At 57.2% G+C, this 14,088-nt stretch carries 17 protein-coding genes; 7 read left to right on the top strand and 10 right to left on the bottom strand.

The genetic code is table 11. The annotated features are described in order from the left end of the window. Positions 1-59: 59 nt before the first annotated feature. The 5 genes from FJ145_19720 (at position 60) to FJ145_19700 (ending at position 3,689) form a co-directional block, all read left to right on the top strand. Complete coding sequence (locus tag FJ145_19720) at positions 60-533, top strand: hypothetical protein (GenBank protein MBM4263642.1); 474 nt, start codon at positions 60-62, stop codon at positions 531-533. 130 nt (positions 534-663) lie between these two features. Further along, a complete protein-coding gene (locus FJ145_19715) occupies positions 664-966 on the top strand; it encodes a hypothetical protein (GenBank protein ID MBM4263641.1) in 303 nt (100 codons plus the stop codon). A gap of 262 nt (positions 967-1,228) precedes the next feature. After that, positions 1,229-1,669 carry a hypothetical protein gene (locus FJ145_19710; GenBank protein MBM4263640.1) on the top strand — a complete coding sequence of 147 codons (441 nt, stop codon included), beginning with the start codon at positions 1,229-1,231 and terminating at the stop codon, positions 1,667-1,669. Positions 1,670-1,743: 74 nt separating this feature from the next. Next, the gene (locus FJ145_19705; protein MBM4263639.1) at positions 1,744-1,962 is read left to right on the top strand and encodes a hypothetical protein; all 219 of its coding nucleotides are present in this window, start codon (positions 1,744-1,746) and stop codon (positions 1,960-1,962) included. A gap of 863 nt (positions 1,963-2,825) precedes the next feature. Then, the gene (locus FJ145_19700) at positions 2,826-3,689 is read left to right on the top strand and encodes a hypothetical protein (GenBank protein ID MBM4263638.1); all 864 of its coding nucleotides are present in this window, start codon (positions 2,826-2,828) and stop codon (positions 3,687-3,689) included. Here the strand turns inward: FJ145_19700 and FJ145_19695 are convergent. The 10 genes from FJ145_19695 to FJ145_19650 all read right to left on the bottom strand — a co-directional run bounded on the left by FJ145_19695 (position 3,686) and on the right by FJ145_19650 (position 12,072). Then, entirely contained in the window at positions 3,686-4,138 is a 453-nt protein-coding gene (locus tag FJ145_19695) for a GNAT family N-acetyltransferase (protein ID MBM4263637.1), read from the bottom strand. The genes FJ145_19700 and FJ145_19695 overlap by 4 nt on opposite strands. 91 nt (positions 4,139-4,229) lie before the next feature. Beyond that, positions 4,230-5,024 carry an enoyl-CoA hydratase family protein gene (locus FJ145_19690; GenBank protein ID MBM4263636.1) on the bottom strand — a complete coding sequence of 265 codons (795 nt, stop codon included), beginning with the start codon at positions 5,022-5,024 and terminating at the stop codon, positions 4,230-4,232. A 57-nt stretch (positions 5,025-5,081) separates the two neighbouring features. Next, positions 5,082-5,861, bottom strand: a complete 780-nt coding sequence (locus FJ145_19685) for an enoyl-CoA hydratase/isomerase family protein (protein ID MBM4263635.1) — start codon at positions 5,859-5,861, stop codon at positions 5,082-5,084. Positions 5,862-5,880: 19 nt separating this feature from the next. Then, entirely contained in the window at positions 5,881-6,129 is a 249-nt protein-coding gene (locus FJ145_19680; GenBank protein MBM4263634.1) for a hypothetical protein, read from the bottom strand. A 20-nt stretch (positions 6,130-6,149) separates the two neighbouring features. Continuing rightward, entirely contained in the window at positions 6,150-6,995 is an 846-nt protein-coding gene (locus tag FJ145_19675; GenBank protein MBM4263633.1) for an amidohydrolase, read from the bottom strand. Positions 6,996-7,084: 89 nt separating this feature from the next. Continuing rightward, positions 7,085-7,846 carry a glucose 1-dehydrogenase gene (locus FJ145_19670; GenBank protein ID MBM4263632.1) on the bottom strand — a complete coding sequence of 254 codons (762 nt, stop codon included), beginning with the start codon at positions 7,844-7,846 and terminating at the stop codon, positions 7,085-7,087. Then, positions 7,846-8,673 carry a 2-hydroxyglutaryl-CoA dehydratase gene (locus FJ145_19665; GenBank protein MBM4263631.1) on the bottom strand — a complete coding sequence of 276 codons (828 nt, stop codon included), beginning with the start codon at positions 8,671-8,673 and terminating at the stop codon, positions 7,846-7,848. The genes FJ145_19670 and FJ145_19665 overlap by 1 nt, the downstream gene beginning before the upstream one ends. A 13-nt stretch (positions 8,674-8,686) precedes the next feature. Next, positions 8,687-9,535: a hypothetical protein gene (locus tag FJ145_19660; protein MBM4263630.1), complete on the bottom strand. Its 849-nt coding sequence runs from the start codon at positions 9,533-9,535 to the stop codon at positions 8,687-8,689. After that, a complete protein-coding gene (locus FJ145_19655) occupies positions 9,532-10,845 on the bottom strand; it encodes a hypothetical protein (GenBank protein MBM4263629.1) in 1,314 nt (437 codons plus the stop codon). The genes FJ145_19660 and FJ145_19655 overlap by 4 nt, the downstream gene beginning before the upstream one ends. 69 nt (positions 10,846-10,914) lie before the next feature. Continuing rightward, complete coding sequence (locus FJ145_19650) at positions 10,915-12,072, bottom strand: benzoyl-CoA reductase subunit C (protein MBM4263628.1); 1,158 nt, start codon at positions 12,070-12,072, stop codon at positions 10,915-10,917. Positions 12,073-12,489: 417 nt separating this feature from the next. On the opposite strand from FJ145_19650, the gene FJ145_19645 reads away from it, so the two are divergent. Both FJ145_19645 and FJ145_19640 read left to right on the top strand, forming a co-directional pair. Further along, positions 12,490-13,077, top strand: a complete 588-nt coding sequence (locus FJ145_19645) for a hypothetical protein (protein MBM4263627.1) — start codon at positions 12,490-12,492, stop codon at positions 13,075-13,077. Positions 13,078-13,346: 269 nt separating this feature from the next. Continuing rightward, complete coding sequence (locus tag FJ145_19640) at positions 13,347-13,937, top strand: hemerythrin (GenBank protein MBM4263626.1); 591 nt, start codon at positions 13,347-13,349, stop codon at positions 13,935-13,937. Positions 13,938-14,088: the final 151 nt, after the last annotated feature.

Here is a 14,088-nt window from a genome sequence, read left to right as displayed (position 1 = left end):
GGCTCTTAGATAATCCTGATACGGCGAAAAGAGCACAAAATACAGGTCATCCAGAATTCATGGCCAGCGACGATCTCCGTGATTTTCTCCGCTACATGAGTTCGCTGTGGGGCGCGCTCGGCGGCGTGACGGTGCTCTTTCCGCTCGCCGATACACTATTCCGAGTGATTCCGCTGCCAAGCGATTCCTATGGCCAATCGACGGCGCCGATAGCGATTCCGATCGCGTCGCTGGTTGGCTTGTTCACGCTCTTCTACACGTTTGTTCAGCGCAAGCGATCAGACTCGACACCCGCGCGGCGCGCCGGTCTTTTCTTTTTTCTGGGTATGATCTGCTTGATGCTATTTTTCTTGCTAAATCACTTTGAGTACCGGCTGCGAGTTGCTTTCTTGCCGGGACTGGATAGCTCAGACGACTATGTTCTTTTTCTCGTTGCGGTGGTGCCTCTCTATATCGGGTTCTTCGCTTGTGTCACGCGCGCGTTTGCGATCTTAGCTTTGATGGAATTTAAACCCCGAGCCGACACCCGTTGAGCTGGTTTCTTCATTTCCGACAAGCAGTAATCGGGGCGCGTAGTTTTCCTAAGTTGGGGAAATTCCCCTGGCTGCAAGCGCGCTCAGGGCGCAAAATCCGTGGCATGCATCATGCTCCTTTGACGATTCAATGGATTTCGAGGAGCGCCCGTTCACCGTGATTTGGGAGACCACTCGGGCTTGCGACTTGGCGTGCCTGCACTGCCGTGCCGATGCGCTGCCGCAGCGCGATGCGCGGGAGTTGGCGTTTCGCCATGTGGAAAAACTGGTTTACGACATCAAGAGTTTCGGCGCGCCTTATCCGATTTTTGTTCTAACCGGAGGCGATCCGGCCAAACGTTCCGACATCTTCGACATCATTTCATACGCGAGTAGCGCAGGTCTGCGGGTGGCTGAACATCATCTACAAAGGCGACAAGCCGAAGATCAATGATGCTTTCAAAGCCAAGTCGTTCGTCGAGGAGTTTGCCAAGATCAACAAATAGCAAGGTGTGACATGTGTAGACCACAAATGAACCAGAACCCGGCCAGACTTCAGCGCCGACACGGGCGGCACCTATGTGAGTGAACGGTACGGCTGGCATCTGGAAATGATTCACAACGGCCGTTCGTGAGGGGCTTCGTTCAGCAGTCTTCTTGACGTTGCTTACTGCCGCAAAGTACAAACTCATCCAAAACTAAAAGGAGGAATGGTTATGGCTGTGACCGTTAGGAAGATTGTTCTGTGGCGTAAAGAAGTGGCGGACGACCAGCCCGGGATTCTCGCCAACGCGCTGGCGCCGTTGGCCCATGCGGGAACTAATATACAGGTGGTTATGGCTTACCGATCCCCTGGCAATAAAGGAAAGGCCGCCATCGAGCTGTATCCCGTCACGGGTAAGAAATCGATCGCGGCGGCGAGGGAAGCTGGCTTCGGTGCTTCGCCGATACCCGCTTTGCTGGTTGAGGGCGACAATCGAGCAGGCATAGGCTACGCAACTTCGCAAGCCATCGCCGATGCGGGCATCAGCATGGATTTTGTTGTGGCGCAGGTTGTGGGCCGGCGCTTTTCCGCGGTCTTTGGTTTTGCGTCAGAGAAAGACGCGGCTACCTGCGCGAGCATCATCCGTAAATCGGCGGCAGCGAAGAAAAAATAGTTGGTTTTACCCCTTGGGCCGTTGGCACAGGAGGGGTTGCTGATGGATACACGCGAGCTACCCGTACTCTATCATTGGAATCACCGTGGCAGTTCATCGTCCCGGCGTGGAACACCAAATTGGTCAAGAAAGAAGAAGAGCCGACTCAGCTGGAGAATTTTACCCACCCCAGATGGAAAGACCGGCTCATCGCCGAACCCAGAGATGTCGAGTTGCTGGTCGCGCTAAAACACAAATTCGGCAACGAGGAGAAAGCGATTGCGTTGTTAAACAAATCGCCGCCAACAACATAAAGTTTCACAAGGGTCACTCGGAGCTGGCAGAGTTTCTGGTCGCGGGCCAGGGCACCCTCTGTGTGACTTGTTACGCGCACCACTATCCAGAATGAAAACGGGCGCGCCGGTGAATTTTATGCTCACCGAGGGAATTGGCAGCATCGTCGCGGTGGCGATGGCGAAGAATGCGCCCCATCCCAAAGCTGCCTGGCTCTGGTATCGCTGGGTCATCAGTGAAGAAGGACAAAGGCCATGGCTCTGGGCGGCCGCATCCCGGCTCATCCCAAGGTGGAGCCGACCGACAAAGTACGGCCTGAGAAGAATTATGCGATCACGCTGGCCGATTACAAGAATTTCCCCGTTATCTAAAAATCTGGAACGACATTTTCAAACTCCGGTGATTGATTAAAGTGGTGGGCCTCAAGGTCTCCGACGAGTTCCCGGGAAAAGCGGTCTTTAGAGATTCTTCGATAGAAAGGCAGCAAGAACTCCCGCTAGCAGGGGGAAAAGAATACTTGCGGCCATCCGAATCGTAAAAAGCCGCGGCCCTAAAATTATAAACTCGTAAATGTTGGCAATGAAACTCTTATCTGTAGGAATCCGACGGGACATCATCGCGTCATGTAGGGCTGTTCTTGACGTAATGATCTATGACCGTCTGACACTGACCTTGCTCTTTGTTCCTAGTTAAAACCAGTTGTCGCTAAGGAGGAACCTAGAGCAGAGTAACGGCAATGGACAGCGGGAGCGCGAAATTGGCGTTGGGTGGTTTTTATGAGCACGGGCGGGATACGGGCGACGATGGTTTTACTGTTTCTTGCTTTGCGTGCTTTGCGTTTTTGCGGGGATAATCCGAGACCGAAGACCGGGAGGAGTCGTCTATGCCAAGACCGAGAATCATTGAATGGCCCGATAGGGCGAAGATCTGCGTGACGTTTATCATTCCTTGGGAAGTCTGGCCGGAGAATTTCGCCACCCGCGAGTCGCTGCAGCGCCACGGCACGCACACGATTCCACCGGCCAACGCGGTGTTCAAGAAAAACATGGCGGCGGTGACCGAACGAGAGTACGGCGACCGCATCGGTATCTGGCGCATCATGGACATGTTCGCGCGCCATAATTTGAAAGTGACCTTCTTGATGAACGGCTTGAAAGTCGAGCAGTTCGCCGACGAGTGTAAAAAGTTCAAGTCGCAGGGGCATGAGTTTTCTTCAGAAAGCTACGAGCATGAGTATTCGTTCATGTACACGCGCGAACAGGAGCGCGAGTCGATTCAGAAGACCGTGGCTGCTTTCGAAAAAGTTCTGGGACAAAAGCCAACCGGATATCTGTCGCCGGGCCACGCCTCGACGCCGAATACGTTGGAGTTGGTGGCGGAGGCGGGCTTCGTCTGGTGGGCCGATCCGTTGAACTCAGATAATCCGTACACGGTCGAGTCCAACGGCCGCAAGGTTGTCGTCGTGCCGTACAACGTGCCCGGCTGCAACGACTATTCGACCTATGGCGCCGGACGCACGCCGCGCGATCTTTTCCAGATAATGAAAGACCAGTTCGACTATCTCTATTGGGAAGGTGAGCAGGGCGCGCCAAAGTTCTTTGCTTTCAATTTACACCCGTTCGTTTCCGGCGTGCCGTTTCGCACCAAGATCATCGACGAGTTCATTCGCTACGCCAAAGGCTTTACCAATGTCTGGTTCGCGCGCCGCATCGAGATCGCCAACTGGTGCTTGGAAAAGGGCTACTAGTCGGCGTCGATTTCCTTTTGATAGTGCAGCATCTTGCCGTGGACAAAGCCGAGGCGGCTGAAGAAATGCTGTATTTCGCCCTGATTGGCCGTAATCAGGGTGAAGACCGTGCGAATGCCGTGATCCTCGGCGGATTCGGTAAATTTTTCGACCAGCTCCTGGGCGACGCCGCGGCGGCGAAAGACCGGGTCGACGCCGATCATTTCGATCCAAGCCACGGTGCCGGGAAGACCAAATTCGAGTTCGCCGGTGCGGCCCAGTAGAAAGCCGACGACGCGGTTATCGATCTCGGCGACCAGAGAAGTCCAGTGCGGGCGAATCGCCTCGGACATTTCGATGCGCTTTTCCCAGTAATGGGGCCGGGCGACGCCGGTCTGTCGTTCTTCCATGTCGACGATCGCCGGCAGATCGCGCTTTTCTAAATTTCTCACGTCGATGTCTTTGTTCATGATCGCCTCCGGGGCACGAGAATCGTCTTCGTGGTGAATATGTTTCAGTCCGACTTTGCGTCCTCCGCGCCTCTGCGCGAGATAACCGAAATCACGAACGGTTAAACCGCAGCGGCCGCTTTTCGATAAACGCGTTGTAGCCTTCGATGAAATCCGGGGTCTCCATGCAGCGCGCTTGGGCCGCCGCTTCCATCTCCAATGCGGTTTCCAAATTGACGTTGGCCTCGTATTCGAGCAGTTCTTTGGTGACGCCGAGCGCATACAGAGGGCCGTCCTTCAAACGCGCTGCCCACTTATAGGCTTCTTCCATAAGCGTTTCACCGGGCACCACGCGATTGGCTAAACCGACGCGGTGCGCTTCTTGGGCGTCGATAGTGTCGCCGAAATAAACCAGTTCCGTCGCTTTTCCCAAGCCGACGATGCGCGGCAGCAAATAGAGCGCGCCCATGTCGGCGCCGGACAGCCCGACCTTGACGAATAAGAAGGCGGCGCGCGCCTTGTCGGAAAAAAGCCGCAGATCGGATGCGAGCATCAGCATGGCCCCGGCGCCGGCGGCGATGCCGTTGACGGCGGCGATGATCGGTTTCCTCAAGTTGCGCATATTCTTGACCACGTTGCAGGTCATGCGGGTGAACTTGTAAAGCTCGTCGCCTTTCATCTTGAGCAGCGGTCCGATGATATCGTCGACCCGGCCGCCGGAACAGAAACCTTTGCCGGTGCCGGTGAGGACAACGACTTTTACCGAGCTATCATGAGCCAATTCCGCGAAGATTTTTTCTAGATCGCCGTAAACCTGAAAAGTCAGAGCATTCAAATGGTCAGGGTCGTTCAATCGGATCGTCGCCACGCCGTCATTGTTTTCAAAAACGAAACTGGTGTATGCCATGCTTCTGCCGTCCTCCAATGGATATTTGTGTCGACGATAGCTGCTCCGCCGAAGCTTTCAAGTGCCGGTAAAATTGGCTTTGCGCTTCTCTAGAAAAGCCCGAGTCCCCTCGGCTAAGTCATGGGTGTGCGCGATGGCGCCGAAGGTGCGTGCCTCGAACTCCAGTCCGGTGGCCAAGTCAATATTCTGGCTGCGGTTGATCAGCATCTTCGACGCTTGCAGCGCCAGGCGCGGCAGCTCAGCAAGTTTGCGCGCTAGCGCTTGTGCCTCGTCAGAGTATTTTTCTTTCGCGGCGACTTGCATCACCAAGCCGGCGGCAAGTGCTTCTTGGGCGCCGATGGGATCGCCTAGTAGGATCATCTCTTTGGCTTTGGCGATGCCGACCAAGCGCGCCAGCCGCTGGGTGCCGCCGCCGCCTGGAAAGGCGCCAATTTTAATTTCCGGCAAGCCCAATTTGGCGCTCTCTGAGGCCAAGCGAAAGTCGGCGGCGAGCGCCAACTCGCAGCCGCCGCCGAGCGCGTAGCCGGACACCGCGGCAATCACCGGCTGTGGCAGCGATTCGACTTTATCGAAAAGGATCTGAAACTCCCGCGCATGATGATAGGAGGCTTCGGCGTTGGCCGGCCCGCCCATCTCGCCGATGTCGGCGCCGGCGCAAAAGACCTCGTCGCCGCCGGTGACAATCACAGCGCGAATCACCGCTTTGCTCGCCAGCTCGTCGAGAAGATGGCTTAGCTCTTCACGCATGGCGCCGTTCAGTGAGTTTTTCTTCTCCGGCCGGTCGAGCTGGATCGTCGCCACCGCGCCGTCTTCGCGATATTTGAGAGTTTGATACATCGCTGCACCCGCTCCAGAGCTACCGATTCTCGGCGTATTGCACCGATTCCGGATAAGTCCGCTGCCAGTATTCGCCGCTTTCGAGCAGCGCTCGGCAGTTCTTGCTGCAGCATAACTGATCGATGTTCGTTGCCGCGTCGCAGGCGACGACATCGAGAGCGTGGCCGCGCAGCTGGGGGTAGGCTTGGAAGCGAACGTGATGAGTTTCTCGATCCACCGGACACTTCAGATCGAGCTCGAAATCGGCAGCTAAAAATCGGCACATCATGGCGCTCTCCTTATGTTTCGTTAGTGCAAGCCAAAAAGCTCCACCGCGTTGTCGCGCAACAATTTGCGCTTGACGTTTTCCTTCAAGCCCATTTCGTCCCACTGATCCAAGCTTTCCTTCCACGGCAGACCGTTGGTGCCCCACAGGCAGCGATCGGCGCCCATGCGGCTATTAATATAGTGGAGGATTTCCGGCTTCATGTATTTGGGCATCCAGGCATCAACGCCGAAGTAAACATTGTCCCATTTGTAGCAAACCGAAATCAGCTCCTCGACCCAGGGCCAACCGGTGTGGGCGCCGACCAGTTTGAGATCGGGAAAATCGCTAGAGATGCGATCGAGATAGATCGGCCGGGCATGCTCGCTCGGCATCGCCTCGAGCACATGGCCGACTTGCAGCGACACGGGGACTTTCAGTTCGTCGCATTTGGCGTAGAGCGGGTACATTTTGGCGTCGTGAATCGGGATGTCGAAGCCGTAGATATGCACATAGACGCCTTTGAACTTGTATTCTTTGACCGCGCGCTCGATCTCGGCGAGCGATTCTTTGATGCGAAACGGATTGTAGCCGGCCAGTCCGACGAAACGATCGGGGTAGCGCTGGGTGTACTGGGCTACCTCTTCAAGCTGGGTGTCCATGTACATCCACTTGTTGCGGTAGGACCACATTTTGGTTTGGGTGATGAAGACTTTCTCAACCTCGGCTTCGTCCATCTTGGCGAGCATGGTTTCAAAGCTATCGTAGTGCGGCAGTCCGCCGATGGCTTTCTCCATACGGCAAATCAGCTCACCTTTTTTCGCTTCATTCCAGCGCGCAATGAATGCTGGAGTGGCGACGTAGTACATGAAGTCGATAGCGTTGCGCATAGGGTCCCTCAATTCCAGATTCCAGATTTCCTATTCAAGATTAAGAAGGGGAACAGGATCCGGGGGCTGTGGGCTTTGAACTAGCAATCTCATAGCATCGTCAACCCGCCGCTGACGCTGAGCGTCTGACCGGTAATAAAAGTCGCCGACGGCGAGGTTAGAAAAAGCACCGCTTCGGCGATCTCTTCCGGTTGGGCCGGTCGTCGAAACGGCGTCGCTTTGGTCACCGCGTCGATGATTTTGGCGGTTTGCTCCGACTGACCGCGCACGGCTTGGAGCAGCGGTGTTTCCGTCAGGCCCGGACAGACGACGTTTACATTGATCTTGTGGCGCGCCACTTCGCGCGCGATGGTTTTAGAAAACGCGATGACCGCGCCTTTGGCGCCGGCGTAAACCGCTTCCCAGCTCGAGCCGACGCGGCCGGCGTCGGAGCTGATGTTGACGATCTTGCCGAAGTTTTGCGCGATCATGCGCGGCAGCACGGCGCGGGCAGTGTAGAGCACCGATTTGAAGTTGATCGCCAAGAGTTTGTCCCAAGTCTCTTCATTGCTCTCGACGAAGGGCTCCAGCCGATCCCAGCCCTGGCAGTTGACTAGAATATCGATCTGGCCATAGCGGCTGATGACCTCATCAACCATGCGATCGACGTCGGCTTTCTTGGTAAGATCGACCGGGCAAGCCATCGCTCGGATCCCCAAGCCCTGCACTTCACATTTGACTTTCTCGGCATTGGCTTGGACGATGTCTGCGACGGCGATTTTCGCACCGGCGCTCGCCAGCGCCAACGCCACGGCGCGGCCGATGCCGCCGCCGCCGCCGGCCACCAAGGCAATTCGGTCTTGAAGATTCATCATGCGACCCTCGCTTCCGGAGTGACATTCGATTGTTCCGCGCGGAGTTTTTCCAAGCGGCGCAGCGCCAGCAGGGCCGCGCCCAGGGCGCCGATCATCTGCGGCTGGTCGCTGACGTTGATCTTGCGCTTGAGCGTCTCTTCGAGCGCTTTGACCATGCCTTTCTGGCGCGCCACGCCGCCCACGAAAGTGACTTCGTCCTCCATGCCGGCGCGTTTGAGAAGGGCCAGGGCGCGGCTGGCGAGCGAGTTGTGCACGCCGCGGAGAATCTTCTCGACGCTCTCGCCGGAAGAGACGTGGTTGATGATCTCCGATTCGGCGAGCACGGCGCAGACGCTGCTGATGGTTTGCGGCTTGGTCGACTGGAGCGACAATTCGCCGACGGTTTCGATGCCGGTCTCGAGATATTTGGCGGCGCGCTCGATGAAGCCGCCGGCGCCGGCGGCGCATTTGTCGTTGGTGCGGAACTCTTTGACCTTGCCGGTCTCGGAGACGCGGATCGCCCGCGTGCTCTGGGCGCCGATGTCGAGCACCGAGCGGGTCTTAGGAAATAAAAATACTGCGCCGGTGCCGACGCAGGTGATGTCGGTGATCTGAACATCGCGGAAGGGCACGTTGTAGCGGCCAAATCCGGTGGTGGCGATATAGCTCAAATCGGCTTCCTTCAGCTCGGCATCTTGCAGCGCCGCCTGCAGGACTTCCTTGGCGATGGCAACAAAGTCAGGTCGCGTGCGGATGAACGCCTGGCCGCGCATCTTTCGGTCACCGTCGAGGATAACGGCTTTGGTCGATTTCGCTCCCATGTCGATGCCGGCGACGTAGGTCATGGAACCTCCAGGTTCAGTTTCGAGTTTCGAGTTCCGCGTTCCGAGTTGAACCCGAAACCCGATACTCGGAGCCCGACACTGTTGCGAGCGCTCTTTCCAGTGCGAACAAGCTCGCGCCGAGGGCGCCGACGTAGTGCGAGTCGGGGCTGACGTTGAGTCTCAATTCAAGTTTCTCTTCCAAAGCGCGCACCATGCCGAGGTTGCGCGATACGCCGCCGGTGAACGTCACTTCCGGCTCGATGCCGACACGGCGCACTAGCGAAATGGTCCGCGCCGCGATGGCTCTGCGGACGCCGCCCAGGATGTCCTCGACTTTTTTGTTTTGGGCCAGGTAGGACATGATGTCGGATTCGACGAAGACCGTGCATACGGTCGTCAGTCGCACGGGATTTTTAGCTTTGAGCGATATCTCGCCGATCTCGTCCAAGCTCAACATCAGGGCGTCGGCGGCGCTGGCGAGAAAACGGCCGGTGCCGGCGGCGCATTTGTCGTTCATGACAAAGTCTTTGACCTCGCCACCCTCGCCGACGCGGATGCCTTTGGCGTCCTGGCCGCCCATGTCGATGACCGTCTTCGTGTTCGGAAAGAGGTGATAGGCGCCGCGGGCGTGGCAGCTGATCTCGGTGATCTGCGCGTCGCCGAAGGTCACTTTGTAGCGGCCGTAGCCGGTGCCGACGATGTAGCGCACCAGAGCCCGTTCGATGCCGGCGAGCTTGAGCGACTCGACAAAGCAGTTCTCGGCGGCGCGGGTAACGTTGGCGCCGGTCATGCTGAGCGCGCGGGCGAGGATGCGGCGCTCCTCGTCGATGATGATGCCCTTGGTCTGGGTCGAGCCCACGTCGATACCGGCGGCGTAGATCATAACGTTGCTCCCGCGGCCTGGGTCTTGTGCGTCAGTTTGCGGTGTTCGAGCGATTCGAAGAAGGCGTCGATGCGGTTTTTGATCTGCGCTTCGGAAAAATAGCGCGGGTCTTCAAGATCGGATTCGATCAGGAGCGTCGGAATGCCCAACTCTTTGGTAAAATACTCGCGCATATCACCCTGGCCGGCGGAGAAGAGCCGGCAGCTCTTGACGGAATGAATCACCAGCGCGTCGGCCGACCATTCCTGAATGTAGCGGCGAATCTGCTCGTAGCGCTGCAAGAAGTTTCGATTAGTGACGTTCCACTGCAGCATGTGCTCGGCAATCGACTCCAAGGGCCGGTTGGGGTCGTGCTTGAAGCCAAACTCCCACAAACCGCCGACGGTGGAATAGGTGGAGGCGACGGCGACTGCGCCCCATTTAGCGAAGAGGTCGCGGAAGGTGCGCAGATAGGGCCAGGGCGGTGGCCCTTCGATGACGAAACGGAAGCGCTCTTCGGGCAGCGGGCCGCTGCCCATCTGGACCTTTTCTTCCATCTCTCTGAGCGCTGTCTGGAAAAACTTGAGCCCGTCTTCGGTGCCGCGCAGGCAATAGAGCGGCGCCATCATGGTCACTGAATCGAAGTAGTTGTCGAAAGGCGAGGGAATATGTTTAGTCAGCGACTTGATCTTGGCCCACAGCTCGCCAGTCTCGCCGGAGAGGGCGACGATTCTTTTCAGCTTATCCCAATCGAGTTTCTTGCCGGTGAGCTCTTCGCAGATGGCGATCACTTCTTCGAGCTGGTGCACGACGTAGGCGATGTCCTCCGGCGACGGCTTGCCAGATGGATCGCGCATGAACGGAATATCGAGATTGTAAATCTTGCCGTCGCAATACTCGGCCAGGTGCTCGAACCACTGGAGGTAGACATTGCAGCCGACGTAGTTGCACAGTATCAACGACGGCAGGGGGATAGTGGCAAAAGGCGTCTTGCGACCGCCGAGAAAAAGTCCGACATCGGCTTTGACATAGGCGCAGTTGTCCATTGAGTAGCCGAGCTCTTCGGCTTTCTGAATGAAGGGTAAGGCAGCCTTCTTGACCGCGAGCTGCAGGGCGTCGATCTCGGGATAGACCGGGATCATGTCGAATGCATGCACCAGCTCCACCGGGTTGCCGCTGATCAACATGAAGACCGCTTTGCCGTCGCCTTGTTCGGCGGCTCGCGTCACCCGTTCGAAATAGCGCCCCATGATCTCTTTCTGCAAGAGATGCATCTGGCCCTGGTAGCTGGTCTTCGCGGTGTCAGCGGTTTGTGCCATCGGGGGCTCCATTGGTTTCGGGTTGCGAGTTTCGCGTTTCGAGTTGGAGCTCGAAATCCGTAACCCGCAACTCGGACGTTTTCAGTCGAACAGCATCGATTCCACGAACGTCTCGATCTCTGTCCGTGCCTTGTCGAAAATCCACATCTTTTCTTCGAATTCTAAGAACAAATGCGGGATGCCTTCTTTCTCCAGCGCCCGTTTATAGAGCGCATAGTCAAACAACGCTGGCTCGCAGAACTTCGCCGACAAGATGAGCGCGGCGGCAGCGCCGGTCTCGCGCACTTTATCGATCAGGTGCTTGGCTTTCGGTTCGCGGGTGTCGTGCTTGACGCCGGAGTAGACGCTTTGCCTGAGATAGCCGTTGGCGAGATTACGCAGCGGATCGCCGTCGGTGGCGATGTCCTCCAGGAACCAGCGCCAGCCCAAAAGAAAATCGTCATCGAGGATGTAGCAGCCGGCCGCTTCCAGCGATTCGATCAGCTCAAGTGGCGGCTGTTCGCAGAAAGACCCTTCGAGGACAACTTTGATGCGGTCTTTGGGTTTTTCCTTGCGTGCGCGGATGTCGGCCAGCGCTTCTTTGAGGATCGGGATATGCTCTTCCGGCGGCATCAGCGTGCCGATGCGCAGCAAAACATAGCTTTCCACGGTCGAGAGATTCTCGGGCTGCTCGGCGCGGATCGCGTAGAGCTCGCGCAGCAGCCGGCGCTGCTCGTTGAAAAGCGCGATGCTCCGGCGTAGATCGTCGTCTTTGATCGGCCGGCCCGTCAGCGCTTCGTAGCTGGTCTTGAGGCGCAGGTATTCCGAGGCGAGATAGTCGATCGTATACGGCGAGGTCATATTCTGCGGAAAGTGGATGTAGTCGACCATCAGCTTGGGAAAGTTGCGCTTGAAGACGCTGCCCAAATTGCGCGCCGGATCGCAGATCGAGTGAAAGACGATGCCGTCCAAAAAATCGAGCCGGCCGGTCAGGCCAAGCTCGAGAGTGCTCTTGACGATGGAGCAGACAAAGGACTGAAAGCGCGAGTCGGCGTGGGCGATTTCCAGGCGATTACCGCCGCCGATGACGCCCACCGGCACCATGCCGGCGGCGTGAATCAGGTCGACGGGATGGTAGACCGGATAGCAGCCGACTAGTTTTTTATCGGCGTGACGTTTTTTCCAATCTGCGGCGAGCTCGAGTGGAAAGTTTTCGAGGGGTTCACGATAACGAGAAAGAATGCTCTCGACAGTTGTCATTGGCCACCCTGCGGCACGCTTTTGAGCCGGCAAGGGAGCAATATGAGTGCCACCGTTTTGTGGCAATTAATTCTCCTGCGAGACCGGTGAATCTTGAGTCTGTCCTGCGCAACGCCGAAGGCCTCAGCATAAGTCGATCGTGTCATGGCGAGATCAACCTCCAATCGATGCGCCGGGTTTTCTTCGCAGTAATTGGAAAGTGCGGTGAGAAATTCTCATCCGTCAGAACGCAGCGCTTGAAATTGCGCCGAGCGCAGCGGTGAAGATTGCCCTTCGCTTCGCCAGAGTTCCGCCTCGATCGTTGCGCTGGTAATTAGTTTTCTTTCGCGCAACGCCGGTCAATCTTGGGTTTGCAAGTGGCATAGGCCTTGCTGCCTATGACATTGAGGGCGCTGGTGAAACGAAAGGAGCTGTCCAATGGCACGAACGCCGCGAGCCAAAATGGTCAGGAAAATCTCCAACCAATGGGCGGAAGACGCTATGTGGGGCATCCCCGAATCGCCGGAGTTCTCTTCCGTCGAACGCTTGATGCACGAATTTCAGTCGCATGCCGAGCAGGAAGAGCGCTGGTTGGAGGAGTACCGCGCCAGCGCCAAGGAGGCCAGCGATCCATTGATCCGGTTTCTCTTGGCGCTCATCGTTGCCGACGAAGAGCGGCATCATGACCTGACCGGCCGCATGGTCACAAAGCTGAGAGAGGAATTGGCGTGGAGCCGCTCCAAGGGGCTGCCGCGGCGGGCACTTGAGCCAGCGGCAAAGGGCAAGCAGCTCCTGGTATCGATCAATCGTTTCATCGAAGCGGAGCGCCAGGGCATAAAAGAATACAAGCGCTTGAAAACCCAGAGCCAAGGAATGTATCGCGAAGTATTTTCCTTGCTCTATGGCACGATGATTCACGATTCTTACAAACATCTCGGTATGCTCGAGTTTCTTCGCGACAGACTGGCGGAAGGCCGGTCCGGAGCGCGGCAGCGGAAGCTGGCAGTGGCGGCGGAAACCGCCTGATGGCAAATATAGGCTCCGACTCTTGCTGTGGGCTCAGCCCAACAAACTGTTTGTCGTAGAGGCTGTTTGAGAGCCGCGAGTTTTCCGACACGCGCGAATTCAGCCGGGCGGTTTCGTCAATCTTGCGAAATTGGATTCGTCCTTCGCGCCGTCGGCCCGGAGCACTATCGCTCGGAGATCCTCTGGCATGCATCCTGCTGCGATCACTTACCAAATCAAGCGGCTGGCGGTATGCAGACAAGCGCGCTAGCCCTCACAAGGAGTAAACGATGGAACAAAGCTTTGCCCATAATTGTGGCTGCGGCCATGGGGCGGTCAAGCCCACGGAGATTCTTAGTGACGAGCACCGGGTGATCGAGCGTGTGCTCAGCGCGCTGGAAGCGCTAACTCGCCGACCAATACCGCAAGCGCTCGAGCATTGGCAGAAAGCCCTGGATTTCATTCGCTGCTTTGCCGACCAGTGCCACCACTTCAAAGAGGAACAGGTGCTGTTCCCGGCGATGGAAGAGCGCGGCATTCCCAAGGAGGGCGGGCCCATCGGTATGATGCTGCTCGAACATGAAGAGGGCCGGGGCTATGTGCGGGCGATGGCTGCGGCGTTAGAAGCAGTGGCTGCGCGGGATCGTGCGGCGAATGAGACGGTTGTGCAAAACGCACGCGCTTACATCCGTTTGCTGCGAGAGCACATTCAAAAGGAAGATCAAATTCTCTACCCAATGGCGGAAAACGCCATTCCCGCCGAGGAGCTGGAGCAGATGCGGGCGCGCTTCGCAGAGCACGAGGCCGCCGAGATGGGCGCCGGCACCCACGAGCGCTATTTGACAATCGCCCGGGATCTGGAGACGGCGTTGGGTTTGTAGAAAGCGCCAGCGAGCGCCTCCGGGTTTTTTAGGGGCCTGCGTGTCTGCCGGACGGGCGACCACACGGGTCGCACACATCGGACCTTCCACCCCACTCGTTTTTCTATGCCGGAAGTTTACCGAACGGCTTCGGATTTCTAACGTTGCAATG

It is taken from the genome of Deltaproteobacteria bacterium (genome assembly GCA_016874755.1).
In the GTDB taxonomy this organism is placed as follows: Bacteria; Desulfobacterota; Binatia; order UBA9968; family UBA9968; genus DP-20.
This window is presented reverse-complemented; position numbering and strand designations above follow the sequence as displayed.

Excerpts from the sequence above, each read along its gene's own strand:
- FJ145_19720 (MBM4263642.1), top strand. The coding sequence starts at position 60 with ATGGCCAGCGACGATCTCCGTGATTTTCTCCGCTACATGAGTTCGCTG.
- FJ145_19715 (MBM4263641.1), top strand. The coding sequence starts at position 664 with ATGGATTTCGAGGAGCGCCCGTTCACCGTGATTTGGGAGACCACTCGG.
- FJ145_19710 (MBM4263640.1), top strand. The coding sequence starts at position 1,229 with ATGGCTGTGACCGTTAGGAAGATTGTTCTGTGGCGTAAAGAAGTGGCG.
- FJ145_19700 (MBM4263638.1), top strand. The coding sequence starts at position 2,826 with ATGCCAAGACCGAGAATCATTGAATGGCCCGATAGGGCGAAGATCTGC.
- FJ145_19695 (MBM4263637.1), bottom strand. The coding sequence starts at position 4,138 with ATGAACAAAGACATCGACGTGAGAAATTTAGAAAAGCGCGATCTGCCG.
- FJ145_19690 (MBM4263636.1), bottom strand. The coding sequence starts at position 5,024 with ATGGCATACACCAGTTTCGTTTTTGAAAACAATGACGGCGTGGCGACG.
- FJ145_19685 (MBM4263635.1), bottom strand. The coding sequence starts at position 5,861 with ATGTATCAAACTCTCAAATATCGCGAAGACGGCGCGGTGGCGACGATC.
- FJ145_19680 (MBM4263634.1), bottom strand. The coding sequence starts at position 6,129 with ATGATGTGCCGATTTTTAGCTGCCGATTTCGAGCTCGATCTGAAGTGT.
- FJ145_19675 (MBM4263633.1), bottom strand. The coding sequence starts at position 6,995 with ATGCGCAACGCTATCGACTTCATGTACTACGTCGCCACTCCAGCATTC.
- FJ145_19670 (MBM4263632.1), bottom strand. The coding sequence starts at position 7,846 with ATGAATCTTCAAGACCGAATTGCCTTGGTGGCCGGCGGCGGCGGCGGC.
- FJ145_19665 (MBM4263631.1), bottom strand. The coding sequence starts at position 8,673 with ATGACCTACGTCGCCGGCATCGACATGGGAGCGAAATCGACCAAAGCC.
- FJ145_19660 (MBM4263630.1), bottom strand. The coding sequence starts at position 9,535 with ATGATCTACGCCGCCGGTATCGACGTGGGCTCGACCCAGACCAAGGGC.
- FJ145_19655 (MBM4263629.1), bottom strand. The coding sequence starts at position 10,845 with ATGGAGCCCCCGATGGCACAAACCGCTGACACCGCGAAGACCAGCTAC.
- FJ145_19650 (MBM4263628.1), bottom strand. The coding sequence starts at position 12,072 with ATGACAACTGTCGAGAGCATTCTTTCTCGTTATCGTGAACCCCTCGAA.
- FJ145_19645 (MBM4263627.1), top strand. The coding sequence starts at position 12,490 with ATGGCACGAACGCCGCGAGCCAAAATGGTCAGGAAAATCTCCAACCAA.
- FJ145_19640 (MBM4263626.1), top strand. The coding sequence starts at position 13,347 with ATGGAACAAAGCTTTGCCCATAATTGTGGCTGCGGCCATGGGGCGGTC.